This is a genomic window from Bacillus sp. R45, from assembly GCF_021729365.1.
Taxonomy (GTDB): Bacteria; Bacillota; Bacilli; order Bacillales; family Bacillaceae; genus Bacillus; species Bacillus velezensis.
This window is the reverse complement of record NZ_CP091421.1, coordinates 367,543-392,899: the sequence shown is the minus strand read 5'-3', so window position 1 is coordinate 392,899 and position 25,357 is coordinate 367,543. Positions and strand designations below refer to the sequence as shown.

The following is a 25,357-nucleotide window of genomic DNA, read 5'->3' as shown; positions in this document are numbered from 1 at the left end:
TGTCGGAACACTCCGGCAGGTTTTTTCTATTTCTCAAACAAAAGCGTTGACACTATGTAAAAATTTTTGTTAATATTTTCATCATATACTCATTGGTTTTCTGTGAACCGATGGGTTTTCTATTGTGACGAAAGAAGGAATCTGGGCTTATGAATGATAAGAAAACGGATATTCTGCTGGCGGCAAGGAAGCTTTTTTCCGGGAAAAGCTTTTCGTCGGTCTCGATGCAGGCGATCGCAGAGGAGTGCAAAGTCTCCAAAGCATCTTTGTATAAGCTGTTTGAATCAAAGGAAGACCTGCTCCTGGAGCTGCTCGATTTTAACCAGAAACAGATGGTAGCGGCCGCTTCATTATTAAATGAAGAAACGAGCCTCTCCCCTGAGGAACGGTTTGCCAAAAAACTGATGGCTGAGCTTGAAGGCTTCAGGCGCAACCAGCAGTTTTTTAATATGCTGATGTACGGAAGCCCCTCTTCCATTAATGAGCGGGTAAAACGGCATATTCACAGGGCCCGCTCCACCTTTATCTGCTGGCATCGCGATTCACTGATTCAGACGTACGGCGAAGACATTATTCCTTATGTATGGGAGCTGGTGATCGTCCTGCAGGGGCTCCTGAGAGAATGCATCACGCTGATTAAGCTGGAAAAAGAACCGCTCGCCCTGGAGCCGCTCACGGACTTTATCATCCGCCATCTCAATCTCATCGTCGAAAACAGGAAAACCGAAACGGCTTTGCCTCAGGAGATGATTGACCTTTATACCGCCTCCGCTTCCTCATTTGAGCCGAAAGACAAAACCGTATTGCTGGCTGAAAGCCTGAAGGAACTGAAAGAAGCCGTCTCAGCCCTTCCGGAGGAAAAATATGATGCCGCAGGACTCGCTTCCGCGGCGGTTATGCTGGAGAAAGAATCAGCGGACAAACAGCCGCGGGATTTTCTTATAAAAGCGCTCATCGGTTATTTGGAGCAGGCCGGACCGCTGCACCAGCCGCTTGCAGCCGTTAAAACATTGCTCAAACTATAAAGAAAGAAGGAATCAGCTTGAATAAGAGTATTAAAACTGCACCATACAACCGCTCTGTCATTGTCGGGATTCTTTTGGCGGGAGCGTTCGTCGCCATTTTGAACCAGACACTGCTTATCACGGCGCTGCCGCACATTATGAATGACTTCAATATAGATGCCAACAAAGCGCAATGGCTGACAACGTCGTTTATGCTGACAAACGGGATTTTGATTCCGATTACCGCATTTTTAATAGAGAAATTTACGAGCCGCACCCTCCTGATTTCCGCTATGAGTATTTTCACGGCGGGCACCATTGTCGGCGCATTCGCCCCGAACTTTCCGGTGCTCTTAACGGCCCGGATTATTCAGGCGGCCGGCGCCGGAATTATGCTGCCGCTCATGCAGACGGTATTTCTCACGATTTTCCCGATGGAAAAGCGCGGCCGCGCCATGGGTATGGTCGGCTTGGTTATTTCGTTCGCGCCGGCGATCGGCCCGACGCTTTCCGGATGGGCGGTCGAAGCATTCTCTTGGCGGTCTTTGTTTTATATCATCTTCCCGATCGCAGTCATCGATTTGCTTTTAGCAATTATTCTGATGAAAAACGTCACGACATTACGAGAAACACAGATTGATATTTTATCCGTGATCTTATCGACCCTCGGATTCGGCGGGCTGCTTTACGGCTTCTCAAGCGCCGGTTCCTCAGGATGGACCAGTACTGAAGTGCTGACTTCGCTGCTTGTCGGAGCGGCCGCGCTGATTTTCTTTATCGCAAGACAGATGAAGCTCAAAAAACCGATGCTGGAATTCCGTGTGTTTTCTTTCGGGATTTTCAGCCTGACCACCCTGCTCGGAACGCTTGTTTTCGCGCTGCTGATCGGAACGGAAACCATTCTCCCGCTTTACACGCAAAAAGTCCGGGGCGTCTCCGCGTTTGATACCGGATTAATGCTTTTGCCGGGCGCGATTGTGATGGGGATGATGTCTCCGTTTATCGGCCGGGTGTTTGACAGAATCGGCGGAAAAGGCCTTGCGATGACCGGATTCTTCATCATCCTGCTCACGTCCCTGCCGTTTATGAATCTGACGGACTCGACGTCTCTCATTTGGATTGTCGTCGTTTATACCGCGCGGCTTTTGGGAACAGCCATGATTATGATGCCGGTGACGACAGCGGGAATCAACGCCCTGCCGCGCCACTTAATTCCGCACGGCACAGCCATGAACAATACCGTCCGCCAAGTCGGCGGTTCTATCGGTACGGCGCTGCTGGTTTCCGTGATGAGCAGCCAGGCCGCGCACGCCAATGCGTCAACTCCGGCAAACGCCGCCCTGCACGGCATGAATGCGGCCTTTGTCGTAGCCGCCTGCATCGCGCTGGCCGGCTTCCTCCTATCTTTTACATTGAAGAAAAAACCGCGTCAGCCCGAGCAGCAGCAGGCCGTTACGCGGTAAACCAAAAAGAACCCGATCACGTATGTGACCGGGTTCTTTTTTTACTTCTCGATTCCGTCTTTTACTTCTTTCACCATTTGCGCCATGGATTCCAGGCCGCCTCCTGATAAATACCATGTAGCTGAATCAAGGTAGACAACATGGTTGTTTTTCACGGCTTTCACCGATTTTACATAATCATTTTCAACCACTTGTTTTGTTGAAGATTTTGTGCCGATCGCTGTTCCGCGGTCAACGACAAACATGTAATCAGGGTTTGTTTTGGCGATATATTCATAGGAAATGCTTTGTCCGTGCAGTGAGGCTTCGATGTTTTTGTCAGCCGGTTTGACGCCGAACACATCATGAATGAAGCCGTATCTTGATTTAGACCCGAACGCGCTGATTTTGCCGTCGTTCGCCATCACCACTAATCCGTTTTTATCCGTGCTGCTTGTCTTTTTCTTCAGATCGGCAATGGATTTGTCAATTTTCGCAAGCTTATCTTTCACTTCATTTTCTTTGTTAAAGATTTTGCCGATCACTTCGGTGTTTTGCTTGAATCTGTCAACGTAGTTTGTATAGTCATCATCAAGATAAATCGTCGGCGCGATTTTTGAGAACTCTTTATAAGAATCAGATTGTCTGTGGGCGATAATGATTAAATCCGGATCAATATCCGCGACTTTTTCAAAATCCGGTTCTTTTAAACCGCCGGTATTGGCGTATTTATCACTATTATATGAAGATAAGTATTTTGGAAGGTTTTGTTTCGGAAGTCCCGCCACGTGATCCTGTAAACCGAGTTCATCCATCGTATCCAGCATTCCGAAGTTGAATACGACGACTTTTTTCGGATTCTTCGGCACTTTGACTCCTTCTTTGTTCAGATCATCTTTGATTGTGATTGTTTCTTTTGATTTGCCTGATGTTTTGTCCCCGTTTCCGCATGCAGAAACAACAAAAATCGTAACTAGCGCAATGAATAGCAATGCGAATTTTTTCATGACTTTCACCTCATCTGGTTTTTAAGAAAAGTACACACCGATCCGCTGACTGTCAATCTCTTGAATCGGGATGGTCATATCATAAATATCTTCAAGCACGGCGGTTTCAATGATCTCCTCCGCCGGCCCTTCTTTGACGATCCGTCCGTTTTTCAGTGCGACGATATGGTCTGAATAGACGGATGCGAAGTTGATATCGTGAATCACTACGACGACCGTTTTTCCGAAGTCTTCCACAAGCCGCTTCAACAGCTTCATCATTTCAACGGAATGCTTCATATCTAAATTGTTCAGCGGCTCATCGAGAAAAATATAGTCCGTATCCTGAGCGATGATCATCGCGATAAACGCCCTCTGACACTGGCCTCCGCTGAGCTGATCGAGGTATTTATCCTTTAAGTCATCCAGCTTCATATAACTGAGGGCCTGGTTGATATGCACCCAATCTTCATCCGTCAGTTTCCCCTGGGAATACGGAAATCTGCCGAAGCTGACCAGGTCTTTAATCGTCAGTCTGATATTGATTTGGTTCGTCTGCTTCAGGATGCTGATTTTTTTCGCCAGATCGTTGCTTTTACAGGCCCCGATCTCTTGCCCGTCGACCGTGATTTCTCCGGAATCCGTCTTAATCAGCCGGCTCATGATAGACAGCAGCGTGCTTTTTCCCGCGCCGTTCGGACCGATAAACGAGGTGAGCCTGCCCTTTTGAATGGATAGAGACGTTTTCTCAAGGACGGTTTTCCCTCCGTATTGTTTGCTTACATTTTTGACCTCTACCATGATTTATTCTCCTTTAACAGCAGATAGATAAAATAAATCCCGCCGGCAAAATTAATGATGACGCTCAGCGTCGTGGAAAACGTGAACACTTTCTCCACGACGAACTGGCCCCCGACGAGCGCGACGATGCTGATCAGGACGGAACCCGCGATTAAATACGTGTGCCTGTAGGTTTTTAAAAACTCTCTCGCCAGATTGACGACAAGCAGTCCTAAAAACATAATCGGCCCGACAAGAGCCGTAGAGACAGACACAAGAATGGCGACGACGATGAGCATCTGTTTCACAAGCTTATCGTAATCAATCCCAAGGTTGACGGCGTGCTCCCTGCCGAGCGACAGCACGTCAAAAAACCGCGTGAACCGCCAGACATAAATGCCTGTCAGAAGAAAGACAGCACCGGCAAATCCTAAAAGATCGGTGTTGATATTGTTAAAGCTGGCAAACATTTTGTCCTGAACAACCTGGAACTCATTCGGATCAATCAGCATCTGCATAAAGGATGACAGACTGTTGAACAGCGTGCCGAACACGACGCCGACAAGCAGAAGGAAAAACACGTTCCGCCCCTCGCCTTTAAACATGAGCTGATACAAAACGAGTGACAAGAGCACCATCAGTCCGACGGAGATGACGAAATTAAGATTTTTGTTCATCATGACGATATTCATTGAACCGAACAGGAACACGATGACGGTCTGAATGAGCATATACAGGGAATCGAGGCCTAAAATGCCCGGTGTCAGTATGCGGTTATTTGTAATCGTCTGGAAGATGACCGTTGAAAACGCGATCGCTCCCCCTGTGAGCATCATGGCAAGCACTTTGAAGCATCGTCTCGGCAGGGAGTATTCCCAATTGCCCAGTCCGTAGAACAGAAAGAATCCGATACATATTATGGCGAGCGCCGCCAGCAGCGTAATTTTTTTATTATGACTCATATGCTTTTCTCCTTAACAGCATATACAGGAAGATGCCGCTGCCGATAACACCGACCATCAGGCCGATGGAAATTTCGTACGGGAAGATGATCACCCTTCCCAAAATGTCGCAAAACAGCACAAAAACAGCGCCCAAGAGAGCGGTGTGAGGCAGGCTGCTCCTCAGGTTGTCCCCTTTGTAAATCGACACCATATTGGGAATGATCAAACCGAGAAACGGCAGCATCCCGACGGTCAGGATCACCAGTGAAGCGATGAGCGACACGATAATCAGACCGATATTGACGACGCGTTTGTATTTCAGGCCGAGATTGACGGAAAAGCTCTCTCCCATTCCCGCCACCGTAAATTTATCCGCATACACATAAGCGATGATCACCAGCGGGATACTCAGATATAAAAGCTCATACCGGCCTTTAACGACCAGTGAGAAATCTCCCTGCAGCCAAGATGACAGGTTTTGGATCAGGTCGTATTTATATGCGATAAACGTGGCGATTGAGCTGACGATGTTCCCAAGCATTAAACCGACGAGAGGAATAAAAATCGCATCATTGAACTTGATTCTCTCGAGGATTTTCATGAAAAGGAAATTTCCCGCCAACGCGAAAATAAAAGCGATAGACATTTTCACAAGCGGGCTCGCTGACGTAAAAAGCATTAATGAAATCAAAATTCCGAGCCTTGCCCAGTCCATCGTTCCCGCAGTCGTCGGCGATACAAATTTATTCCGGCTGATCTGCTGCATGATTAATCCGCAGATGCTCAGGCTCATGCCGGCGATGATAATGCTCACCAAACGCGGCAGCCGGCTGTCAAACAATGTACCTGCCTGTTCTTTATTTAAATGAAAAATATCCAGCGGCGACAAATCTTCTACACCGATAAATATAGAAGTACACGCCAAAACCGCCAGTAGCAAAAGTAAGTAACGTAGCTTCATGCTGCCTCCCTGCACCCATCACAAACGGTATGACTGATTGCCAAACAACTCCCATATATCCCCACTCGTAATGATTATCATTATCAACGACAACTATAATCTTATCATCTTTCCAAGCGCAGTCAATACAGTTTTGCTTTCAAAAACGGTCATCCGCGGGCCGTACACTAAATTGTCTTACAATCAGTCTATCAAGAATTTGCAGGATTTTCTATAACCTTCATTTGGCTGCTTATCATTTTTTGCACATGATGACACGCTTGCGGGAAACAAATCTGACAAACAGCGGCAAAATTCCTCCACGAAAATACAAATGTTCTCCCCACATAGAAAAAATCCTTGATTTACATGTTTGAAAGAGAGATAATAAAAATTAAATTTGTGAGAAAATTTAAATATTAGGGGATGTAAATCATGAAAGTTGTAAAATTCGGAGGCAGCTCTCTTGCGTCAGGAGCCCAGCTTGAGAAAGTGTTTCAAATCGTGACGGCTGATCCCTCGCGGAAAGCCGTCGTCGTATCGGCGCCGGGAAAACGCTTCTCGGACGATACAAAGGTGACGGATCTGTTAATCCACTGTGCGGAGCATTATTTGCAAAATGGTGCAGCGCCCGAGCTTGCCGAACCGGTCATTGAACGGTACGCCGCCATCGCGCGTGAGCTGAACCTGGATTTCTCTATTATAGAAAGAATCCGCAGTGACCTATTCGCTCTCTTAAACAGCAGCAAAGCCAATCCCGATCAGTATATGGATGCGGTGAAAGCGAGCGGCGAGGACAACAACGCGAAGCTGATCGCGGCCTACTTCCGCCGGCAGGGCGTGAAAGCCGAATACGTAAGCCCGAAAGAAGCGGGGCTGTTTGTGACGAATGAACCCGGAAGCGCCCAGGTGCTCCCTGAGTCTTATGATCATTTGTACCGTCTGAGAAACCGTGAAGGCTTGATCATTTTTCCGGGATTTTTCGGTTACACGAAGGAGCATGAGATTGTGACGTTTTCCCGGAGCGGTTCTGATATTACCGGCTCCATTCTCGCCAGCGGCTTAAAAGCCGACCTGTACGAAAACTTTACTGATGTGGACGCCGTCTATTCCGTCAACCCGTCAATCGTGCGGCATCCGAAAGAGATTAACGAACTGACGTATCGGGAAATGCGTGAGCTCTCCTATGCCGGGTTTTCCGTTTTTCATGATGAAGCGCTGATTCCCGCTTTTCGGGCCGGCATCCCCGTTCAGATTAAGAATACGAATAATCCGGAGGCGAAAGGAACGCGCGTCGTCAGCAGCCGTGACAATACGAACGGGCCAGTCATCGGCATCGCAAGCGATACGGGCTTTTGCAGCATTTACATAAGCAAATATTTAATGAACCGGGAAATCGGTTTCGGCCGCAAAGCCCTTCACATTTTGGAGGAAGAAGGATTGACGTATGAACATGTTCCATCCGGCATTGACGACATCACGATCATCCTTCGGCACGATCAGATGGACTCAGAACTGGAACACAGGCTCGTCACCCGTCTGAAGCAGGAACTTCAAGCAGATGAAGTCACAGTCAGGCACAACCTGGCGCTGATTATGGTCGTCGGGGAAGCGATGCGCCATAATGTCGGCACAACCGCCAGGGCATCCAAAGCACTGTCCGAAGCCGGCGTCAACATCGAGATGATCAATCAGGGGTCATCGGAAGTCAGCATGATGTTCGGGGTGAAAGAAGAACAGGAAAAACAAGCGGTGCGGGCGCTGTATGACGAGTTTTTTGCAGGAGTCTTACTCTCATAGGACACCGCCTCTTTTTTCTCTTGTCCACTAATATCCCTTACAAAGCAGCTTCTTTTACATATTGTATGGTATAGACAATATGGAGGTGAAGCTCATGTCAGGATATTCTGGAATCAGCTCTTTCGCTTTGATCGTTGTTTTATTTATCCTGTTGGTTATTGTAGGTACTGCCTATGTTGGCGGTTTCTAAGCATCACTCCGTCTATATGAGGACGCTGCGGGTTTTGACCTGCGGCGTTTTCTTTTGTTTTCCGCCGCTGTTCAAGTCCGGCCGCGCAAAAAAAAAGACTGCCGGGAACATTCCCGGGCAGTCTTTTCCTTTGTTCAGGTTATTTTCTTCTCACGTCATTCCTCTTTCAGCTACATGGAATTCAGCCTGATCTGTCTGGCCTGCACCTGTCACTGTAAAAATCGCGGCGGCTGCTAAACAAATAACAAACCATTTAGATTTCAATTTCATACAAACCCTCACTCCTTTGTATTTGTTTCCTTGCCTCTTCGACTTTCAGAAAATAGTCAGAAGAAATCTTAAAGCAATTTTGTTCATAGTAATATTTAGCTGCTTCTAGTGCTAAATCCTCTATATCGGCGTATAAATTTTTATCTTCCAGGTAACGGAAACATGCGCTGATTTTTTCCTCATCCGGTTTCGCCTGATACAGAGCCTGCAGCCATTCGAATTTTACCGTGTAAACGGGATCGTCTGTTTCTTTAGCATATTCATATCCCCGCTTGTGATATTCCGACGCTTTTTCTTTTTTTCCGAGTTTAAAGTAAATGAGTGTGATTAGGAAATATGCTTGAGGAAGAGAATTGACGATTCTTTGTGATTCAAATGTATCAACCGCCCGTTCAAAGTACGGAATCGCTTCGCCGATGCGGTCCTGATTGTAGTAGCACAGTCCGAGGTTATACAGCGCCCTCCCGACAAGCTGCGCTTTTTGTTCTTTTTCGGCCATTTGCAGAGCGTGCTGAAAATGTTTGGCCGCCTGTTCAAAGCGCCTTTCATCCATTAAATTGACGCCGAATACAAAATGGCATTGAATGATCCTGACGTTATATGTGTCCTGCTCTACGTAAATTTCATAAGCGTTTTTTATATGTATCAAAGAAAAATACGTTTGTTTCATATGATAATAAGCTTCGGCCACTTTAAAATAAAACTCCGCCCGTTCCACGTGGTCCGATACGAAGGCCAGTTTTTTCTCAGCTTGTTTATAATATGTAATCGCTGAGATAAATTCTCTTTTATCAAATTCAAACATGCCTTTGAAAAAGTTGACGTAATAATCGAGAAGCCCTTTGAGGCCGGCCTGGCTGTTATCAATGTTATCAAGAATTTCCGACAGGGTCGGCTGGTCTTCTATCTTCAGTTTTTCCAGCGGCTCCAAGTAGTCCAGCATCAGCTGATGGCGAAATTCCATGAGGGAATAATAAAGCACTAAGTTTGAATCAGGCTCCATACGGTCAAGCTCTTGTTTGATCTCGGCCTTCAAGATCTCCGCATCCGGCACGCTGAATGTTCTGATGTATCGATACCACTCGTTAATTTTCTGCCCGACTGCTGAAGAAGGAATTAACCCGCTCTTCATTCCTTCACCCTCCCCATCCAAGACCTGTTTACCAGTTATTTTATCACGTTTCCGTGTCTTTCCATCCCGAAAAACACGCAAACTTTGTTTCGGCAGAGCGCAATTTTCCGAGTGAAGATAAAACAGCCGGCAGCCAGACGGGACTGCCGGTTTCAAGATGATTCATGTATCGTATTCAGCGGAAGGCGGATTGTAAACGTCGTGCCTTTTCCTTTTTCGCTGGCAATATCTATCGTGCCCTTGTGCATTTCAACGAGCTGCCTGACGATGGACAGGCCGAGTCCGTATTCGCCGTATGCCGTATTCGTCCGGGACACGTCCGCCTTATAAAACCGCTCCCATATATGCTCAATTTCCTCTTTGGAGATGCCGATTCCGGTGTCTTCGATCTCAATCACCGTTTCTTTATAGCCTTCATACCCGCGCAGCGTGATGTCTCCGTTTTGCGTAAATTGAATGCTGTTTTTCGTGATGTTGACGAGAATCTGGATCAGCCTGTCATAATCGGCGAACACTTTGACGCCGTCCTCCGCCTGAATCCGCAGCTGATTTTGTTTTTCCTCCGCCTGCTGATTGAGATGCTCTTTAATAATTTCAAACACCTCGATGAGCGGCAGACTGAGCTTGTCCAGTTTGATTTGCTGGGATCTGATTTTTTCATAATCCAAGTTTTCTTTCACGAGCCTGAGCATCCGCTTCGTTTCTTCACTGATCAGCGAGAAGCATTTCTCTTTATCTTTTTCCGGGATGGTGTTGCTGTTAAGCCCCTCCACAAGTCCGTTAATGGTCGTCAAAGGCGTTCTCAGCTCATGGGAGACATCGGCGATAAATTGGCGCCTCCGTTTTTCCAGGCGGTCAATCTGCTCTCTCGATTGCTTCAGATTTTTGGCCATGATGTTGAAATCGGACGCCAGCATGCCGATTTCATCGCCGCCGCTGTTCTTGAGCGAAATATCGTAATCCCCCGATGCCACTTTTCCGGTCGCATCCCGCAATGTCTGAATCCGCTTAACGTGAAATTTAGATAAAAGCCAGCTCAGCAGAATCGTGATGATAAGGGTGCTGATAATCGCGTAAATCATATAGCGGTTGACCTGGCTGATCATCTGCTCGACCCCTCTGACGGGAGACACGAGCAGCACCGCGCCTTTAAATTGATCGTTGATCAAAAGCGGTTTTGCGACAAGCGATACTTCCAAGCCCTCCGTATTAAAACGGTTCATCTCCGCTCTGATCTGAACGGTTTTCCCTTGCTTCAGCATGTGCCACTCTTTACTTTTGAGCTTCTCGCGCGGCGGCATATCGTCAGGAAAAAAGTAAGGCCGCTGATGTTCATCAAAAATAATAAACCTGGTCTCGCGCGTTTTTAACATGTCCTGATACGGATACAGGCGGCGCAGATCAAGATCGCGTCCGTTCAGCTCACTTGTGATCTGTTGGGCGTAAGAAGACAGCTCATCCACTTTATTTTGATACGCAAAATCTTTCACAAAGTGCGAAAACAGGGAAATGATAATGAAAAAGGCCAAAATCAAAATGCTGACATGGCTTAACAGCAGCTGATATAAGTATTTAATCCTCATCAAATTTGTATCCTACCCCCCACACCGTGTATAAAAACGGTTTTTCCTCACTGGACAGTTTTTTGCGCAGCCGTTTAATATGAACATCAACCGTACGTTCATCGCCGTAAAATTGGTAGCCCCACACCTGCTCAAGCAGCTGCTCTCTCGAAAAGACCTGGCGCGGATTTTGTGCGAGATAAAAGAGCAGATCGAATTCCTTCGGCGTCAGATTCTCGACAGGCTTTCCATGCAGAAACACTTCCCGCGTCTTCTTATTGATTGAAAAACACGCCGTTTCGATCAAGTCGCCGCTTTTTACGGCCTGCCCCGTCGCCCGGTATCTTCTGATCACCGCTTTAATCCGCGCTACTAGCGTCAGCGGGCTGAACGGCTTGGTGACATAGTCGTCGGCTCCCATTTCAAACCCGATCACCTGATCAGACTCCGTGTCCTTTGCGGTCAGCATAATAATCGGCACACTGCTCGTCTCTCTTATTTTCCGGCAGATCGTCACTCCGTCCATAGATGGAAGCATAATATCCAGAATGACCAAATCCCAGTCCTCTTCCGTGAACCGCTGATAGCCTTCCACTCCGTCATGGACAAATTCGGCTTCAAATCCTTCTTTAAAAAAGAACATTTCCGTCATGGTGCATACGCTTATATTGTCTTCTACCATTAATATCTTCATTGGGTCCTCCGTTTATCTTGACGCTTTTACTTATAATAGCACCATTTTACCCGGATATTTTCGCGTTTCACAATTGTTAGTTTTTATTTCATCACCCGGAAATAGTTTGTTCATATTTTTTTCATACATTTCTCCTACTATATACATATCGGATAACCGGTTCTAAAGAAGGCTGGTTTTACAAGATCTGACACCCACACGGAGGAACAGACATGAACTTTATAAAAAGAGCCTTTTGGAGCATGAAGGCAAAAAAGGGAAAAACGTTTTTGCAGCTGGTTGTGTTTTCAGTGATTTGCATTTTTGTCCTGTCCGGTCTTACGATCCAGTCAGCGGCAAAGAAATCAAGCGAACTGGCAAGGCAGCAGATCGGCGGGAGCGTCACACTCCAGGCTGACCGCCAAAAGCAAATGGCGCAGCAGCAAAAAGACGGTGAAAAGAGGACGTTTGAATCAACGCCGATTTCCGTCTCGGATGCCAAGAAACTTACATCTTTACAGCACGTTAAAAATTACAACTTCCTCACGACAGCGTCAGCAAACGCAGAAAGCTTTGACGCGATAAAAAGCTCAGACGAATCAGCCGATAACAGTTCCGGCGGAAGCCGTTTTCAAGGCGGCGGAAGACAGATGATTTCAGCGGATATTTCGGTCGAAGGCGTGCTCTCTACGGCGCTGCTTGATGATTTCACAGGCGGGAGCTCAAAAATCACTGATGGCCGCGCCATCACAAAAACAGATGCGGACGCAAAAGTCGCAGTGATCAATGAAACGCTGGCAGATCAAAACAAGCTGAAGGTCGGCGGCTCCATTACAGTTTCCTCAGCAGCGGATGATTCTGTGAGTACAAAGCTTAAAATTGTGGGAATTTATAAAACAACATCATCAGGAGACGATCAGGCAGAGCATTTTTCATTCTTAAACCCTGACAATAAAATCTATACGCCTTACACCGCAGCTGCGGCGTTAAAAGGGTCTGATAACAAAAACAGAATCAGCTCAGCCGTTTATTATATGGATGATGCAAAATATATTGACTCATTCGTTGCGGCTGCGAAAAAAACATCTATAGATGATAAAACCTACACGCTGACGACAAATGATCAGGTGTATCAGCAAATGGCCGGCCCGATTGAAAATGTCGCGTCATTTTCTAAAAACGTGGTGTACCTTGTATCCATCGCGGGCGCGGTCATTCTCGGATTGATCGTGATGATGTCGATCAGGGAACGCAAGTATGAAATGGGTGTCTTGATGGCGATCGGCGAAAAGCGCTGGAAGCTCATCGGACAATTCTTAACGGAAATTCTGATTGTCGCGGTTATCGCCATCGGGATCGCATCCGTCACGGGCAGCCTTGTGGCGAATCAGCTCGGAAATCAGCTTCTTTCCCAGCAGGTCAGCTCAGCCGATGATTCCCAGCAGCAAACAAGCGGCTGGGGCGGAGGAGAAATGCCGCGGGGAGACGGCATGTTCGGTCAGCATTCATCCGGTGCAGATGTCATCAGTACAATGCAGGTAAACGTTTCGCTGAATGACCTTCTGATTCTCGGCGGGATCGGCGTCGCAATTGCCGTCATCGCCACATTACTGCCGTCTGTATCAGTCATGCGGCTTCACCCTAAAACGATCCTGACCAAGCAGGAATAAGAGGAGGCAGCATAATGAGCCTATTAACCTTTCAACAGACCGGCTACTGGTACCAAGATAAATCACAGCCGCTGTTTCAGGATATAACGATCAGCTTTGAAAAAGGGAAGTTTTATACAATTGCCGGCGCCTCCGGAACGGGAAAAACCACGTTTCTGTCTCTGGCGGGCGGCCTTGACACACCTAAAGAGGGAAGCATCCTTTATAACGGAGAAGACATCTCCAAAATCGGATTAACCAAATTCAGAAATCAATATGTCTCTATCGTCTTTCAATCTCATCATCTGATCCCGTATATGACGGCGCTCCAGAACGTCACAACCGCGATGGAGATTACCGGATCTAAGGAGAACAACAAAGATGCGTCCGCGCTCAGCATGCTGGATAAAGTCGGCATCACCGAACAGCAGGCCCATCAGCGGGTACTGACATTAAGCGGCGGACAGCAGCAGCGCGTTTCAATTGCGCGGGCTTTCTGCTGTGATACGGATCTGATTTGCGCGGACGAGCCGACGGGAAACCTCGACGAGGATACGTCAAAGGAAATCGTCCGGCTCTTTCAGGATCTGGCGCATAAAGACGGCAAATGCGTCATCATGGTTACGCACGACGAACAAATTGCCAAAGTGTCTGATATCAACATCCGCTTATCAAGAGGAAGTTTCACGGTCAAAGAAAACGGCACGGCCGTTTCCTGATACCGCGCCCCTGCCAGCGCAGACAGGGGCGCACCCTATATCCCCCTATTCAATAGAAGTGAACGTAAAAAGAGCCAGGGCTGCATCCCCTCGCTCTTTTTATTTATATCAGCTGTAAATAACGGTCAATATTTGATTGTCCGGCTGCTTTGATCAATTCTTCCGCCTTTTTCTCTTCTCCCGGCAAAGCGAGCCGGAGCTTGTCTTCAATATCTTTTTCAGAAAGACCGTTTCCCGGCGCTCCCCTCGGACAGTCGATACGTGCTTCATAGACATGACCGCCGGAAACCGTGACCCGTACAATTGTAAAACGGCCCTTCGGAACGGCGTTGTCAGCCGGCTGAATTTGGTCATCGCAGCTGCGGTGAATCCGCTCAAATCCTTTTTGAAGGGATTGCGGAATCGGCTCGGATGTGAAATGTTCAACTGAAAAATCCTTACCGTGCAAAGCTAAGGTGATCACATATTCTACGCTGAACCGACCCGCTTCGCCTGTTTTCGGACGCCGTTCTGTCAATGCGGCGTCCCCGCCCGGCGGATAAATCACGTCAATCCGTTCCGTTTGGCCGAAAGTGAGACCATGTTCGGCCTTCAGCTTGAGAATGGCGTCCGCCGCATGATGGGCCGCCGAGCAAAACGGATAAACCTTAAACCAAAGTCCCGGACTCACGATCCGCCAAGGGTTTCCCCACCCGTTTACAAGCAGGGTTTCTGCCCGTTCAAGATCGCCGTACAGTCCGAAAAAACCTTTCTCCCCGTCGAGCGCATGAGCTGAGCCGCCGAAACCGGCCTTTGCAAGCTTTACGGCGAACACCCCGGCTTGAGCGGCCAGGCCGGCGTGGAGCGGCTTCATTTCTGTCCCGAATTGCACTCTCATGCCTCCGGAACGGGCAGCCGCAAACCCGATTGCTTTCTGTAATTGGGTTTGATTCAGATTCTCTGCGAATCCGACGGCGCATGCGGCCGCAATGGCACCTAACGTTCCTGTATTGTGCCAGCCTTTCTCGTAATGATCCCTTCCAGCTGACTCGCCGAGCCGCGCCATCACTTCGATTCCCGTCACATAAGCACCGAGAAAACGGCTCTTGTCTATCCGGCCGGCTGATGCGGCTGCAATCAAAGCCGGGAGGATGACCGCGCTCGGATGTCCTCTTACATCAGAATGAACATCGTCAAAATCAAGCGCATGTGCGATGAAGCCGTTAATGAGCGCGGATTGGGACGGCGTGGTTTTTTGATTTCTGCCGATAAGCGGCGCTATCGGCATCCCGCCTTCTTCTTCGGCCAGTTTTACCAGCTTTTCAACTCCTGTATCCCGTCTCCCCGCAAAAGCAGCCGCTGTAAAATCAAGCAGTCCTTTGCGCGCTTCTTTCATCGCTTCGGCGGATGTTTCCGGCACAGACGACATGACGGCCTGAGCAAGTCCGGCCGTCAGATTTTCCGTATTCATTCCGTCTGCTCCAATACATTGACGGCAAGCCGGGCGAAAAACTCAGCCGCTTTCGGAAGCGCTTTTTCGTCGAGTGTAAAGGCTGGATGGTGCCATTCTTCTGTTCCGTTTGTTCCCATCCAGACGAAGAAGCCGGGGATTTTTTCTTGATATAATGCGAAGTCTTCGCCGCCGGGCGACTGTTCTGCCCGAACGGTTTGAAGTCCGAGGCTTTCAGCCGTTTGTTCCGCCGCCTGTATGAATCGGGCGTCGTTCATCACTGACGGCAGGTAAGGAAACCAGCGGAAGTCAGCCTCTGCCCCGAATCCGGCCGCGATTCCTTCAGCAACCCGCTTCATATGTTTCGGAACAGCGTCCCGCGCTTCTTTTTGAAACGTCCGGACGGTTCCTTCCATTTCAACATGGTCCGGAATGACATTCCAAGAACTGCCCCCCTGAACTCTTGTGATGCTGACGACGGCATTGTGAAGCGAGCTGATGTTTCTGCTGACAATCGATTGCAGGCCGCCGATGATCTGCCCTGCCGCCTGAATCGGGTCAATGCTGTTGTCGGGGATTCCGGCGTGGCCGCCTTTTCCTTTCACGGTGATTTCAAAGCGGTCGACACTCGCCATAAGCGGGCCTTCTTTCAGACCGACCGTGCCGACGGGGAGGTCAGGTTTGTTATGCATGCCGAATATCGCCGATACACCGTCAAGCGCGCCGGCTTCAATGACCTGTCTTGCTCCGGCGGCGATTTCTTCCGCGGGCTGAAAAATAAACCGCACCGTTCCTTTCAGCTCATGCTTTCTCTCATTTAATAAGAAAGCCGTGCCGAGGATAGATGCCGTATGGAAATCATGGCCGCATGCGTGCATCACGCCGCTGTTGCGCGAAGCAAACGGAAGGTTTGTTTTCTCTTCGATCGGCAGTGCGTCGATGTCCGCTCTGACGGCGATGACGGGGCCGCTTTTATCTCCTTTGATTTCAGCGATCACTCCGGTTTGAAGTTTCGGCACATCAAGAACCGTGATTCCTTCTTCCTCCAGCCAGCGGCGGATTTTATTCGTCGTTTCGAATTCCTCGCCTGACAGCTCAGGGTGTTCATGAAGGTCGCGGCGGATATTGATTAAACGTTTGTTTAATGATTCATACGTTTCATTTGCCATTTCTTCTTCTTCCCTTCTTAGACAAGTTCGGCAGGCTCTCCCACTTGCTTAATGAATTTTTTCGTCCGTTCGTTCTGCGGATTGTCAAACAGCTCCTCCGGTGTTCCCTGTTCGATGATGCGTCCGTCCGCCATAAAAATAACTTTGTCGGCTACTTCACGCGCAAAAGCCATCTCATGCGTGACGATGATCATGGTTGTCTGTTTTTCGGCAATTGATTTGATGACTTGGAGCACCCCGGCTACAAGCTCAGGGTCAAGGGCTGAAGTCGGTTCATCCAGTAAAATCGCGTGAGGATCAACGGCCAAGGCTCTCGCAATCCCGATCCGCTGCTGCTGCCCGCCTGACATCGTAATCGGGTAGCTGTCCGCTTTGTGTTCTAAACCGACTTGCCGCAGCAGGTCCATACCGATCTGTTCCGCTTCTTTTTTCGGTTTCTTTTGCGCGGTGATCAGCGCCTCTGTCACATTTTGCAGGGCGGTTTTGTTTTTGAACAGGTTGTAATTCTGAAACACCATCGCCGTCTGCTGGCGAAGCTTGTGTACGTCTTTGCGCGAATAGGACGCTGCATTCAGCTTTGCATCGCCGATTTCAATGATGCCGTCATCCGGGCGCTCCAGCAGATTCAGACAGCGGAGGAGCGTTGATTTTCCCGAGCCTGACGGGCCGATGATGGCCGTGACTTCGCCGCTTTTGATCTCAAGATCGATTCCGTCAAGTACGGTAAGGTCTTTAAATGCTTTTCGAATATGTCTGACTTGTATCATCCTGAGCCTCCTCCTATGTGCGATAAGGCTTGCTGATCGCCCGTTCGAGCAGATCCTGCAGCACACTGTAAATAATCGTAAGAATCCAGTACATGACCGCGACGGCTAAATACGTCTCAAAATATTTGAGGTTGCCTGATGCGTACATTTTTCCTTGGGCGAACATCTCCATCACACCTAATGTAAAAGCGAGCGATGTTTCTTTTAACAGGCCGATAAACGTATTTCCCGTCGCGGGAAGCGCGTTTCTGACGGCTTGCGGGAAAATGATCCGTCTGTACGCCTGGGATTTTGTCATTCCGACAGACAGACAGGCTTCAAGCTGCCCCTCATCGACTGAGTTGAGCGCCGCGCGGAAGATTTCAGCCAGGTAGGCGGCATTCTTCAGGCTTAGCCCGATAATCGCCGCAGTTAACGCCGTCATCTTGCTCATCCCGGGAAAGAGCTGAGGCAGGCCGTAATAAATTAAGAAAAGCTGCACGAGCGTCGGCACGCCCCGGAAAAATGAAATATACACCTTTGACAGCTGGTGAAGCACAGGAATACGATTTTTTGTGATAAGCGCTAATATAAGGCCGCCGATCACGGCAAATACCATGGCCGCGACGGCCATTAGTAATGTGATCGGCAAGGCTTCGATTAACGCGGGAAAAGCTGAAAACATAAATCCCCAATCAATGCTGTTCATTCTCGATTTTCACCGCCGTTTCTTATTGCTTTGCTTCCTTTGTGATATCTTCGTTAAAGTACTTTTCAGACAGCTTTTTCAGCGTGCCGTCTTTCCGCAGGTCTTCAATGGCTTTGTTTACTTTTTTGCGGATTTTATCGTGAGCCGCATCTTTCGCAAACGGGAAAGCGACTTTTTCATAGACAATCGGGTCTCCTGCTAATTTCAGAGGCAGACCGGTCTTTTTAATCTGGGCGATCAGGACGCTGCGGCTGTTTACATAGGCGTCAACCCGTCCGTAAGCCACGTCTTTCAGCGTGCCTTCTTGTGTTTCATATGTTTTTATGTTGATTTTTTTATCCGGGTCCTTGCTCTCAAGGTTTTTCGCGTGGTTTGAGCCCAGAACGGCCGCCACTGTTTTTCCTTTCAGATCATTGACTGATTTGATGTCTTTGTTATCATTTTTGACGACGACTTGAGTGCCCGCATACGAATACGGTTCTGTGAAGTTATACGTTTTCTTGCGTTCGTCCGTGACAGCGACCTGGTTTGAAATGGTGTCGAGTTTGCCGGTCTGGAGCTCGCCCATCAGTCCGCTGAACTCAAGCAGCTTCCAGTCCAGTTTCATGTTGATTTTTTTCGCTACGGCTTCCATGACATCCACGTCAAAGCCTGTCAGTTTGCCGTTTTCTTTATATGCGAACGGATAGCTTTGTCCCGTGGCGCCGACATGCAGCACGTTATCGCCGCCTTCGCTTTCTTTTCCGTTTCCGCATGCTGTTAAGACCGCCAAAAGCGCGGCAGACAGCAGCAAAGCCCATGTTTTCTTCTTCATTGAAATCCCGCCTTTTCCTATTAAAATGTTAATCCTGCAATTGTTTTTTTAAATAGATGGTGATGTGGCCTTTTCCTAAATCCTTTTCGCCTGCGCGGACGTAGCCTTTCCGCTCGTACATGCCGATCAGCCACGGATGCTTGTCCGCTGTGCCCAGTGACACGAAAGGCGCTTTTAATGTATCGCGGAGCACTGTGTTCTCCAGCCACTCCAGCATGTCTGAGCCCGTCCCTTTTTTTCCGGTTTCAGGATCGACGGCGAACCACCAAATATGAGGGACACCGTACGGCCCGGGATTCGGCCCCCACGGCATCCGCAGAGAAATCGTCGCCAGAATCCGTCCGTCTTCCTCCAAAACGTAACAGGCGTTTTTCTGTATGTTAGTTAATACGAGTTCTTTATCCGCCGTGGCAGCGGCAAAATTGATGCCGAGCTTGCGGATCGGTTCATACGCCCGCAGTGTCAGTGAAAGCAGCTCATCAGCGTCTGCCTCCGTTGCAAGCCGGTATTGTCTTGACATGATGAGCCCTCCTTTAGTCGGCATATCGGTTTGCCGGTTTTTCCAGTCCGAAATGTTCTCTGAGCGTCGTTCCTTCATACTCTTTTCTGAACACGCCCCGTTCTTGCAAAATCGGAATCACTTTGTCTACAAAAAGAGTGAGACCTTCAGGCAAAAGCGGCGGCATGATGTTGAAGCCGTCACAAGCTTGTTTTCCGACCCATTCTTCCATCTTATCGGCAAGCTGTTCAGGCGTTCCGACAAAGATATGATGGCCTCTTGAACCCGCCACATATTTGTACAGCTCGCGGATGGTCATTTTATCGCGTTTGGCCATCTCCTGAACGAGCTTGAACCGGCTTTTAACGGCATTCGACGCATCCGCATCCAATTCAGGCAGCGGGCCGTCAAGCGGGCAGGCGGAAAGGTCGACGCCGCCCAGATAGTTTTGCAGAATGTTCAGGCCGACAGACGGAATGATGAGATCTTGGAGCTCTTCATATTTTGCCTGCGCTTCTTCCTCGGTATCGGCGATAACGGGAAATATCCCCGGCATGATCGCGATTTTTTCAGGATCACGGCCGAAAGAAGCCGCTTGTTCTTTAATAGATTGATAGAATTCCTGCGCGGACTCCAAATGATTTTGCGCGGTGAAAATGACCTCCGCCGTTTTGGCGGCCAGCGCTTTTCCGTCTCCTGATGATCCGGCCTGAATAATGACCGGTTGCCCTTGAGGTGTGCGGGCGACATTTAACGGCCCTCTCACGGAGAAATATGTTCCTTTATGGTTCAATTCATGCATTTTTTCTTTATCGAAAAATGCTCCTGACTCTTTGTCACGGATAAAGGCGTCTTCCTCCCACGAATCCCATAATCCTTTGACGACTTCAACGAATTCTTTCGCGCGCTGATATCTGAGATGGTGCTCAAGATGCTTTTCGCCGCTGAAATTAAGCGCGGTCGATTCAATCGAAGATGTGACGACATTCCAGCCCGCTCGGCCGTTGGAAAGATGATCAAGCGATGCAAATTGTCTCGCGATATGGAACGGTTCGCTGTATGTGGTAGACGCGGTCGCCGTCAGACCGATGCGGGATGTGACCTGAGCGAGCGCCGACAGCAGCGTAAACGGCTCAAAGCGCGTCAGCACATTCGGATGTGATTTGCCGTCTATTGATAAACTGTCCGCCAAAAACAGCATGTCCAATTTCCCCCGCTCAGCCGTTTTCGCCAGTTCTTTGAAATAATCCAAATTCATGCTCGCGTCCGCCGGTGCCTGAGGATGTCTCCAAGAAGCGACATGATGGCCGGTGCCCGCGAGAAACACACCGAGTTTGATTTCTTTTTTCTTTGTCATGATGGATCTCCTTCTATTCTGAAATACGGTTCGGAAAATATTAACTCCACTAAACCTATATTTCCTAGTAATTTTATAAGAATAAATCAAAATGTACAATTGTCACGCAAGTTTGTCAATGCATTAAGACAAAAATCATGATTTTAAAAATAACCCGGCGCACCGTCCGGGTTATTTCTTCGAAACTGTATAGACGGTCCCTTTGACCTTTTTCTTAATAACGGCAATGATAAGCAGCAAAACGGGGAACAGCACTTGAAACGGAAGATGAATATAGATCGGCACAATGTTTAAGCCTTCATTCATGTGTTCCGAAAAATTGCTTGCGATGCTGATGGAGAGAATCAGCACCCCCAATCCGACCGGAAAGGCCAGCTGAGACGGATTTTTTTCTTTAAACAGCGTGGACACACCCACGACAACCGCATATGTAAAAAGGCTGACTTTGAAAAAACCGCCGATGACGAGCACGAGCATGAAAAAGACATCCAGCCGGTCTAAAAACTCTTCTACTTTAATCGTCTGTATGGTGCTCAGCAGCGGAAATTGAGAGCGGAGCATTAAGTTGACGTCCAGCACACAAATATTAATCGCCACTGACATCGCCAAAAACAGCCCGCTGATGATAATCGCCAGAAATCCGGTTTTCTTCACCTTTTTCCGATCTTTTAAATAAGGGAAAATCATGACAAACACGATTAATTCACCGAACGGGATGAACATCGTCTGTTTAAACACGGAATAAATGACCGTTCCTGCACCCTCCGCTAAAACGGGCTGGAGAAATCTGAGGTTTATCGTGCCTGAGCTGATAATGAGGATCAGCCCGACGGCTGTCAGAAAATACATAATGCCAAACAGCAGCTCGCCGGCTCTCGCTATCACTTCAATACCCTTTCTGACCGCAAATATCGCGGCGATCATCAGCATGGCATTCACAATTAAAAGCGGCGTGTCCTGGTAGGCGAAGGTGACAAGCATTTCGCCAAAATCCCGCAATACGCGGGCCGCGATATAAGAAAAATAGAGAATATAAAGAAGCGAGACCGCCCAGCTCAGATGTCTGCCGATCAGTTCGTTCATGTAATCTCTCGGAGAAGACTCAGGAAAAAATTGATACAGCGCCTGATAAACGTAGAAAAGTCCGAGACCGATAACGCACCCGAGAAGCACGGACAGCCATGCATCCCGCCCGGCCATCGTGCCTGGCGGGATCAATAACGAACTGCCCAATTCAAACAAAATGATCATAATAAACAGCTGACGCGTGCCGATTTTCGCATTTTCCATACGCTTCGCTCCTTTCTCCTCAAATCAATCATGCTCAAGCTTGTCTGAGAGAGGATTATTCCGCAAGCCCGTTCTTCTGATAATGACTTCCGTTTTGACATCTACGGGGAGATTGGGGAAATATTCTTCATCCCACTTCCCTTTGAACTTTTTCCATTTGTCCGGATGCTTCCGATAGATCAGGTCTCCGAAGCCGACGAAGTCATTCTTACGGGCTTTTATATCTTCAATTGATTTGGTGATATCTTTGTCAAGCTGCACGCTGAGCGCCTTTTGCATCGTCATCAGCACTTGCGGATCAGACAGATGGAAAGGGTATCTGACAGCGTCCACCAGCCCCTCGACCTGAGCATGCACGTGAATATGCGGTTTTCCGTTCGGAAAAGTGGCCGTCACCTTTGTATTCTGGCGGGTGACCTGCAGACTGATTGCGTGCTTCACATTCTTCCAATCCGCATTGATGAACGTATGCTTGATCCTATTGAGCAGCCATACAGCCCCCACACTGTCGTCATCCTCAATCCAGTAATCCAGCCTCCCATCCTTTTTGAACACCGCCAGTCCGTCCGCTGACAGCACTGCTTTCGGTTCAGTCGTCTGCGTATTTTCCATCGTAGGACCGGCTTTATCGTCTCCGTGCATTTCATAACCCGGAATAAACGGCGACCCGGCCGGAGAAGCGAGATCAATCAGAACGTCCTGAAGGCTGGTTTTAATGACTCTGCCGTATTGTTCCTGCGTGAAGCTGAGCGTCTTGTTCACTTTATTGGAAGGGATTTTATCAATCGGCGTCAGCACTTTAATAATGTCTTCAGCCTTGCAATTATGCGCGATAACCGCGGTTGCGGTCGTCCTGAATTCGGTGTCGCGGTCAAGATTGTCCAGAATAAAACTGAGCCCTTCCTCTTTCGCCAGCTTTTCACTGAACACCACGAGATTCGTATGCGCAAAATAGAGCCTTCTGGACACTTTCATCGAGCCTTTTCTCAAAGCTTCCGTCATATTGTCTCCGGACACCGAATAGACGGAAACCGGAGGCCGGTCTCCCGCTCCGCCGCCCTGCAGACCGCCGGCCACGTTTCCCGGATTGATAATTTGCAAGTGAAGGACGTATTTTCCCGTTTCGGTCCGGTCAATACCGATGGCGGAGATCACAGCCAAATCAGTCAGCTCCCTTTTATCCCAGCATCCGGATACAAACATAAGGGAAACCATCGTACAAAGGATAAGTATCCATTTACGTCTTTTCATTACCGTCGCCCTCTTCTACATCTTTATTAACCATTCCTCTGGATGTCTCCGGTTTCGGTCTTTGATGTTCCCCTTGGCGCCTGTTGTTTTCCTGCACGAGCAGTTCCGGCCTTTTTTCATCCGCCCATAACGGAGCGCGGAGGATGGAATCCTTCAGCCCGCCCGGGGTCAAAGGAGCGAGCGGGGACATATACGGAAAACCGAATGAACGCAGGCCGCACAGATGGACGAACATCATGATAATGCCCAGAATCAGCCCGTAAAATCCCATGACCGCCGCTGACAGAATAAAGAGAAACCGGATCAGCCGCGCGGATATCGCCATGTCAAAAGCCGGGGTCGCAAAGCTGGCAATCGCCGTCAGCGCGACGACGATAACCATGGCCGGGGAGACGATGCCGGCCTGTACGGCGGCCTGGCCGATGACAAGCGCTCCGACTATGGAAACGGCGGAGCCGACAACTCTCGGAAGCCGGACACCCGCCTCCCTGAGAATCTCAAAGGCCACTTCCATCGTCAGCGCTTCAATCACGGCCGGGAACGGCACCGTCTCCCGCTGAGCCGCGATGACAATCAGCAGCTGCGTCGGAATCATTTCCTGGTGAAAGGTCGTCGCCGCCACATAAATCCCCGGCGCCACCAGTGAAATGAAGAAAATCAAAACCCGCAGCACCCTGATGCTTGTGGCGATATCAAATCGTGAATAATAATCCTCAACGGATTGAAAAAATTGAATAAATAAGGCCGGCGCGATGAGAACGAACGGCGTTCCGTCCACGATAATCGCAAATCGTCCTTCCAGCAGATTCCCCGCCACGACGTCCGGCCGCTCCGTATGATATACGGTGGGGAACACAGAAAACGGCGCGTCTTCAATGAGCTGTTCAATGTAGCCGGATTCCAGAATGCTGTCGATGTCAATGTGCTTCAGCCGCTTGCGGACTTCCTTAATCAGCTTTTTATCGCAAATTCCGTTAATATACATCAGCGCGACATCCGTATTCGTTTCGTGTCCGATCTCCATTTTTTCAACCCATACATCAGGCGTTTTTACATACCTGCGGATCATGGAAATATTGGTTTGCAGAGATTCAGTGAATCCCTGGCGCGGGCCGCGGAAAGAGACCTGAGTGCTCGGCTCTTGAATGGACCGGTGCTCTCCCCCTTCCGTGCTGGCGATCAGCGCCTTGTCAGCCCCGTCGACAAAAATGAGCGTGCTGCCCGCCACCAGCCCGGCATAAAGGCTTTTCCATTTTTCTTCCTCTTTCACCCCGCCGATCGCAAGCGTTTTATCGTATATCAGGCAGACTGCTTGTTCCGGCTGAACGGACGGGATATCGATTAAATCCTCCAGAAGGGATTGGCTGACAAGCTGTTCGTCTACCAAACCGGCGATATACACGATTGCGGCCGGAAGCTCTTCTTTTCCGATTTTCAGGCGGCGGATGACGACATCGGCACTGTTACCGAACCTCTCAGACAGCTTCTTCATATTTTGCTTTAAGCTGAGGGAGATCGGCTCATCCCGCTCTTTGTCCGGCTGGCTGTCCGCTTCTTTTCTGCCTTCATTGTCACGGTCGTTTTGATCGGCTTTTTTTTGTTTCCTCTGCTTAAAAAATGGCGGCATATCGCAAAAAACCTTTCCTCGTTTTTTTCATATTCTTCCTGTACGGCAAAAGATTATGCACGGCGGAAAGTCTGTATAAGTTCTGCGTAATCGAAAAGGATAAAAAGGGAGAGTGATGCGCATGAAAATATTGGGGGTTTCATTCTTTTTGCTGACTGCCTGTCTGATCATTTCAGTAACGGTGGATATGCTGCAAGGTTTCAGTTTCTATGGAGCGGTTCAAAACAACCTGTCCGCTTTTAAATTGACCACCTTCTCAGAATGGCTGATGCTGTTTTTATTCGCCCTCTTTTTAATCAGAGAAATGATCGCTTTATATAAATCAGGTAAAAAAGATGCCTGACAGGCGCAAGGCTGTATTGTGTCAAAAAAGAA

The 25,357-nt window shown here is 48.6% G+C and carries 25 protein-coding genes; 7 read left to right on the top strand and 18 right to left on the bottom strand.

Going from position 1 to position 25,357, the window contains the following annotated elements; all coding sequences use genetic code 11:
• Positions 1 to 149: 149 nt before the first annotated feature.
• Complete coding sequence (locus L3V45_RS01995) at positions 150 to 1,025, top strand: TetR/AcrR family transcriptional regulator (protein WP_003156326.1); 876 nt, start codon at positions 150 to 152, stop codon at positions 1,023 to 1,025.
• A gap of 17 nt (positions 1,026 to 1,042) precedes the next feature.
• Positions 1,043 to 2,467, top strand: coding sequence for an MDR family MFS transporter (locus L3V45_RS01990; RefSeq protein WP_015388705.1), 1,425 nt, complete (start codon positions 1,043 to 1,045; stop codon positions 2,465 to 2,467).
• Between the two features lie 41 nt (positions 2,468 to 2,508).
• On the opposite strand, the gene L3V45_RS01985 is transcribed toward L3V45_RS01990, so the two are convergent.
• From L3V45_RS01985 to L3V45_RS01970, 4 genes are read right to left on the bottom strand one after another with little or no spacing between them, the layout of a single operon-like run.
• Positions 2,509 to 3,453, bottom strand: a complete 945-nt coding sequence (locus tag L3V45_RS01985) for a siderophore ABC transporter substrate-binding protein (RefSeq protein ID WP_003156329.1) — start codon at positions 3,451 to 3,453, stop codon at positions 2,509 to 2,511.
• Positions 3,454 to 3,474: 21 nt separating this feature from the next.
• A complete protein-coding gene (locus tag L3V45_RS01980) occupies positions 3,475 to 4,233 on the bottom strand; it encodes an iron ABC transporter ATP-binding protein (protein ID WP_015388706.1) in 759 nt (252 codons plus the stop codon).
• Positions 4,227 to 5,174, bottom strand: coding sequence for an iron chelate uptake ABC transporter family permease subunit (locus L3V45_RS01975; RefSeq protein WP_003156331.1), 948 nt, complete (start codon positions 5,172 to 5,174; stop codon positions 4,227 to 4,229). The genes L3V45_RS01980 and L3V45_RS01975 overlap by 7 nt, the downstream gene beginning before the upstream one ends.
• A complete protein-coding gene (locus tag L3V45_RS01970) occupies positions 5,164 to 6,117 on the bottom strand; it encodes an ABC transporter permease (RefSeq protein WP_003156332.1) in 954 nt (317 codons plus the stop codon). Before L3V45_RS01970 ends, L3V45_RS01975 begins: the two co-directional genes overlap by 11 nt.
• Positions 6,118 to 6,531: 414 nt before the next feature.
• Here L3V45_RS01970 and L3V45_RS01965 point away from each other — a divergent pair, with 414 nt between their 5' ends.
• Together L3V45_RS01965 and L3V45_RS01960 are read left to right on the top strand one after the other, a co-directional pair.
• On the top strand, positions 6,532 to 7,896 hold the full coding sequence (locus L3V45_RS01965; RefSeq protein WP_046559345.1) for an aspartate kinase: 1,365 nt from the start codon (positions 6,532 to 6,534) through the stop codon (positions 7,894 to 7,896).
• A gap of 79 nt (positions 7,897 to 7,975) precedes the next feature.
• Positions 7,976 to 8,086: a YjcZ family sporulation protein gene (locus L3V45_RS01960; RefSeq protein ID WP_369719092.1), complete on the top strand. Its 111-nt coding sequence runs from the start codon at positions 7,976 to 7,978 to the stop codon at positions 8,084 to 8,086.
• A gap of 150 nt (positions 8,087 to 8,236) precedes the next feature.
• Here the strand turns inward: L3V45_RS01960 and L3V45_RS01955 are convergent, their stop codons facing one another.
• From L3V45_RS01955 to L3V45_RS01940, 4 genes are all read right to left on the bottom strand, one after another.
• On the bottom strand, positions 8,237 to 8,356 hold the full coding sequence (locus L3V45_RS01955; protein WP_003156334.1) for a phosphatase RapC inhibitor PhrC: 120 nt from the start codon (positions 8,354 to 8,356) through the stop codon (positions 8,237 to 8,239).
• Positions 8,340 to 9,488, bottom strand: a complete 1,149-nt coding sequence (locus tag L3V45_RS01950) for a Rap family tetratricopeptide repeat protein (protein ID WP_003156336.1) — start codon at positions 9,486 to 9,488, stop codon at positions 8,340 to 8,342. The genes L3V45_RS01955 and L3V45_RS01950 overlap by 17 nt, the downstream gene beginning before the upstream one ends.
• A gap of 152 nt (positions 9,489 to 9,640) precedes the next feature.
• On the bottom strand, positions 9,641 to 11,074 hold the full coding sequence (locus L3V45_RS01945; protein ID WP_161625271.1) for a two-component system sensor histidine kinase YclK: 1,434 nt from the start codon (positions 11,072 to 11,074) through the stop codon (positions 9,641 to 9,643).
• Positions 11,061 to 11,744: a two-component system response regulator YclJ gene (locus L3V45_RS01940; protein WP_143255796.1), complete on the bottom strand. Its 684-nt coding sequence runs from the start codon at positions 11,742 to 11,744 to the stop codon at positions 11,061 to 11,063. Before L3V45_RS01940 ends, L3V45_RS01945 begins: the two co-directional genes overlap by 14 nt.
• Positions 11,745 to 11,956: 212 nt before the next feature.
• Here L3V45_RS01940 and L3V45_RS01935 point away from each other — a divergent pair, with 212 nt between their 5' ends.
• Positions 11,957 to 13,393, top strand: coding sequence for an ABC transporter permease (locus L3V45_RS01935; protein WP_095318526.1), 1,437 nt, complete (start codon positions 11,957 to 11,959; stop codon positions 13,391 to 13,393).
• Between the two features lie 14 nt (positions 13,394 to 13,407).
• Entirely contained in the window at positions 13,408 to 14,091 is a 684-nt protein-coding gene (locus tag L3V45_RS01930) for an ABC transporter ATP-binding protein (RefSeq protein WP_236837232.1), read from the top strand.
• 103 nt (positions 14,092 to 14,194) lie between these two features.
• Here the strand turns inward: L3V45_RS01930 and L3V45_RS01925 are convergent, their stop codons facing one another.
• The 10 genes from L3V45_RS01925 to gerKA form a co-directional block, all read right to left on the bottom strand.
• Complete coding sequence (locus L3V45_RS01925) at positions 14,195 to 15,541, bottom strand: MmgE/PrpD family protein (RefSeq protein ID WP_014304336.1); 1,347 nt, start codon at positions 15,539 to 15,541, stop codon at positions 14,195 to 14,197.
• Positions 15,538 to 16,689 carry a M20 peptidase aminoacylase family protein gene (locus tag L3V45_RS01920; RefSeq protein ID WP_024084883.1) on the bottom strand — a complete coding sequence of 384 codons (1,152 nt, stop codon included), beginning with the start codon at positions 16,687 to 16,689 and terminating at the stop codon, positions 15,538 to 15,540. Before L3V45_RS01920 ends, L3V45_RS01925 begins: the two co-directional genes overlap by 4 nt.
• 17 nt (positions 16,690 to 16,706) lie before the next feature.
• The gene (locus L3V45_RS01915) at positions 16,707 to 17,456 is read right to left on the bottom strand and encodes an amino acid ABC transporter ATP-binding protein (protein WP_003156349.1); all 750 of its coding nucleotides are present in this window, start codon (positions 17,454 to 17,456) and stop codon (positions 16,707 to 16,709) included.
• Between the two features lie 13 nt (positions 17,457 to 17,469).
• On the bottom strand, positions 17,470 to 18,144 hold the full coding sequence (locus L3V45_RS01910; RefSeq protein WP_003156350.1) for an amino acid ABC transporter permease: 675 nt from the start codon (positions 18,142 to 18,144) through the stop codon (positions 17,470 to 17,472).
• A 22-nt stretch (positions 18,145 to 18,166) separates the two neighbouring features.
• Positions 18,167 to 18,958 (bottom strand): amino acid ABC transporter substrate-binding protein, encoded by a 792-nt coding sequence (locus tag L3V45_RS01905; protein ID WP_014304333.1) that lies wholly within the window; start codon positions 18,956 to 18,958, stop codon positions 18,167 to 18,169.
• Positions 18,959 to 18,986: 28 nt separating this feature from the next.
• Positions 18,987 to 19,478, bottom strand: coding sequence for a GNAT family N-acetyltransferase (locus L3V45_RS01900; RefSeq protein WP_015388710.1), 492 nt, complete (start codon positions 19,476 to 19,478; stop codon positions 18,987 to 18,989).
• A gap of 13 nt (positions 19,479 to 19,491) precedes the next feature.
• Positions 19,492 to 20,817 carry an LLM class flavin-dependent oxidoreductase gene (locus L3V45_RS01895; protein WP_236837419.1) on the bottom strand — a complete coding sequence of 442 codons (1,326 nt, stop codon included), beginning with the start codon at positions 20,815 to 20,817 and terminating at the stop codon, positions 19,492 to 19,494.
• A 168-nt stretch (positions 20,818 to 20,985) separates the two neighbouring features.
• Positions 20,986 to 22,104, bottom strand: a complete 1,119-nt coding sequence (locus L3V45_RS01890; RefSeq protein WP_003156357.1) for an endospore germination permease GerKB — start codon at positions 22,102 to 22,104, stop codon at positions 20,986 to 20,988.
• A 24-nt stretch (positions 22,105 to 22,128) separates the two neighbouring features.
• Entirely contained in the window at positions 22,129 to 23,355 is a 1,227-nt protein-coding gene (locus tag L3V45_RS01885; protein WP_003156359.1) for a Ger(x)C family spore germination protein, read from the bottom strand.
• A complete protein-coding gene (gene gerKA, locus L3V45_RS01880) occupies positions 23,342 to 24,982 on the bottom strand; it encodes a spore germination protein GerKA (RefSeq protein WP_003156360.1) in 1,641 nt (546 codons plus the stop codon). The genes L3V45_RS01885 and gerKA overlap by 14 nt, the downstream gene beginning before the upstream one ends.
• Positions 24,983 to 25,103: 121 nt before the next feature.
• Between gerKA and L3V45_RS01875 the strand changes: the two genes are divergently transcribed.
• Complete coding sequence (locus L3V45_RS01875) at positions 25,104 to 25,325, top strand: YczF family membrane protein (RefSeq protein ID WP_003156362.1); 222 nt, start codon at positions 25,104 to 25,106, stop codon at positions 25,323 to 25,325.
• Positions 25,326 to 25,357: the final 32 nt, after the last annotated feature.

Coding starts and splice junctions, on each gene's coding strand:
- L3V45_RS01970 (WP_003156332.1), bottom strand. CDS start 6,117: ATGAAGCTACGTTACTTACTTTTGCTACTGGCGGTTTTGGCGTGTACT.
- L3V45_RS01960 (WP_369719092.1), top strand. CDS start 7,976: ATGGAGGTGAAGCTCATGTCAGGATATTCTGGAATCAGCTCTTTCGCT.
- L3V45_RS01995 (WP_003156326.1), top strand. CDS start 150: ATGAATGATAAGAAAACGGATATTCTGCTGGCGGCAAGGAAGCTTTTT.
- L3V45_RS01875 (WP_003156362.1), top strand. CDS start 25,104: ATGAAAATATTGGGGGTTTCATTCTTTTTGCTGACTGCCTGTCTGATC.
- L3V45_RS01955 (WP_003156334.1), bottom strand. CDS start 8,356: ATGAAATTGAAATCTAAATGGTTTGTTATTTGTTTAGCAGCCGCCGCG.
- L3V45_RS01930 (WP_236837232.1), top strand. CDS start 13,408: ATGAGCCTATTAACCTTTCAACAGACCGGCTACTGGTACCAAGATAAA.
- L3V45_RS01900 (WP_015388710.1), bottom strand. CDS start 19,478: ATGTCAAGACAATACCGGCTTGCAACGGAGGCAGACGCTGATGAGCTG.
- L3V45_RS01920 (WP_024084883.1), bottom strand. CDS start 16,689: ATGGCAAATGAAACGTATGAATCATTAAACAAACGTTTAATCAATATC.
- L3V45_RS01935 (WP_095318526.1), top strand. CDS start 11,957: ATGAACTTTATAAAAAGAGCCTTTTGGAGCATGAAGGCAAAAAAGGGA.
- L3V45_RS01925 (WP_014304336.1), bottom strand. CDS start 15,541: ATGAATACGGAAAATCTGACGGCCGGACTTGCTCAGGCCGTCATGTCG.
- L3V45_RS01905 (WP_014304333.1), bottom strand. CDS start 18,958: ATGAAGAAGAAAACATGGGCTTTGCTGCTGTCTGCCGCGCTTTTGGCG.
- L3V45_RS01890 (WP_003156357.1), bottom strand. CDS start 22,104: ATGGAAAATGCGAAAATCGGCACGCGTCAGCTGTTTATTATGATCATT.
- L3V45_RS01965 (WP_046559345.1), top strand. CDS start 6,532: ATGAAAGTTGTAAAATTCGGAGGCAGCTCTCTTGCGTCAGGAGCCCAG.
- L3V45_RS01940 (WP_143255796.1), bottom strand. CDS start 11,744: ATGAAGATATTAATGGTAGAAGACAATATAAGCGTATGCACCATGACG.
- L3V45_RS01950 (WP_003156336.1), bottom strand. CDS start 9,488: ATGAAGAGCGGGTTAATTCCTTCTTCAGCAGTCGGGCAGAAAATTAAC.
- L3V45_RS01885 (WP_003156359.1), bottom strand. CDS start 23,355: ATGAAAAGACGTAAATGGATACTTATCCTTTGTACGATGGTTTCCCTT.
- L3V45_RS01980 (WP_015388706.1), bottom strand. CDS start 4,233: ATGGTAGAGGTCAAAAATGTAAGCAAACAATACGGAGGGAAAACCGTC.
- L3V45_RS01985 (WP_003156329.1), bottom strand. CDS start 3,453: ATGAAAAAATTCGCATTGCTATTCATTGCGCTAGTTACGATTTTTGTT.
- L3V45_RS01915 (WP_003156349.1), bottom strand. CDS start 17,456: ATGATACAAGTCAGACATATTCGAAAAGCATTTAAAGACCTTACCGTA.
- gerKA (WP_003156360.1), bottom strand. CDS start 24,982: ATGCCGCCATTTTTTAAGCAGAGGAAACAAAAAAAAGCCGATCAAAAC.
- L3V45_RS01910 (WP_003156350.1), bottom strand. CDS start 18,144: ATGAACAGCATTGATTGGGGATTTATGTTTTCAGCTTTTCCCGCGTTA.
- L3V45_RS01975 (WP_003156331.1), bottom strand. CDS start 5,174: ATGAGTCATAATAAAAAAATTACGCTGCTGGCGGCGCTCGCCATAATA.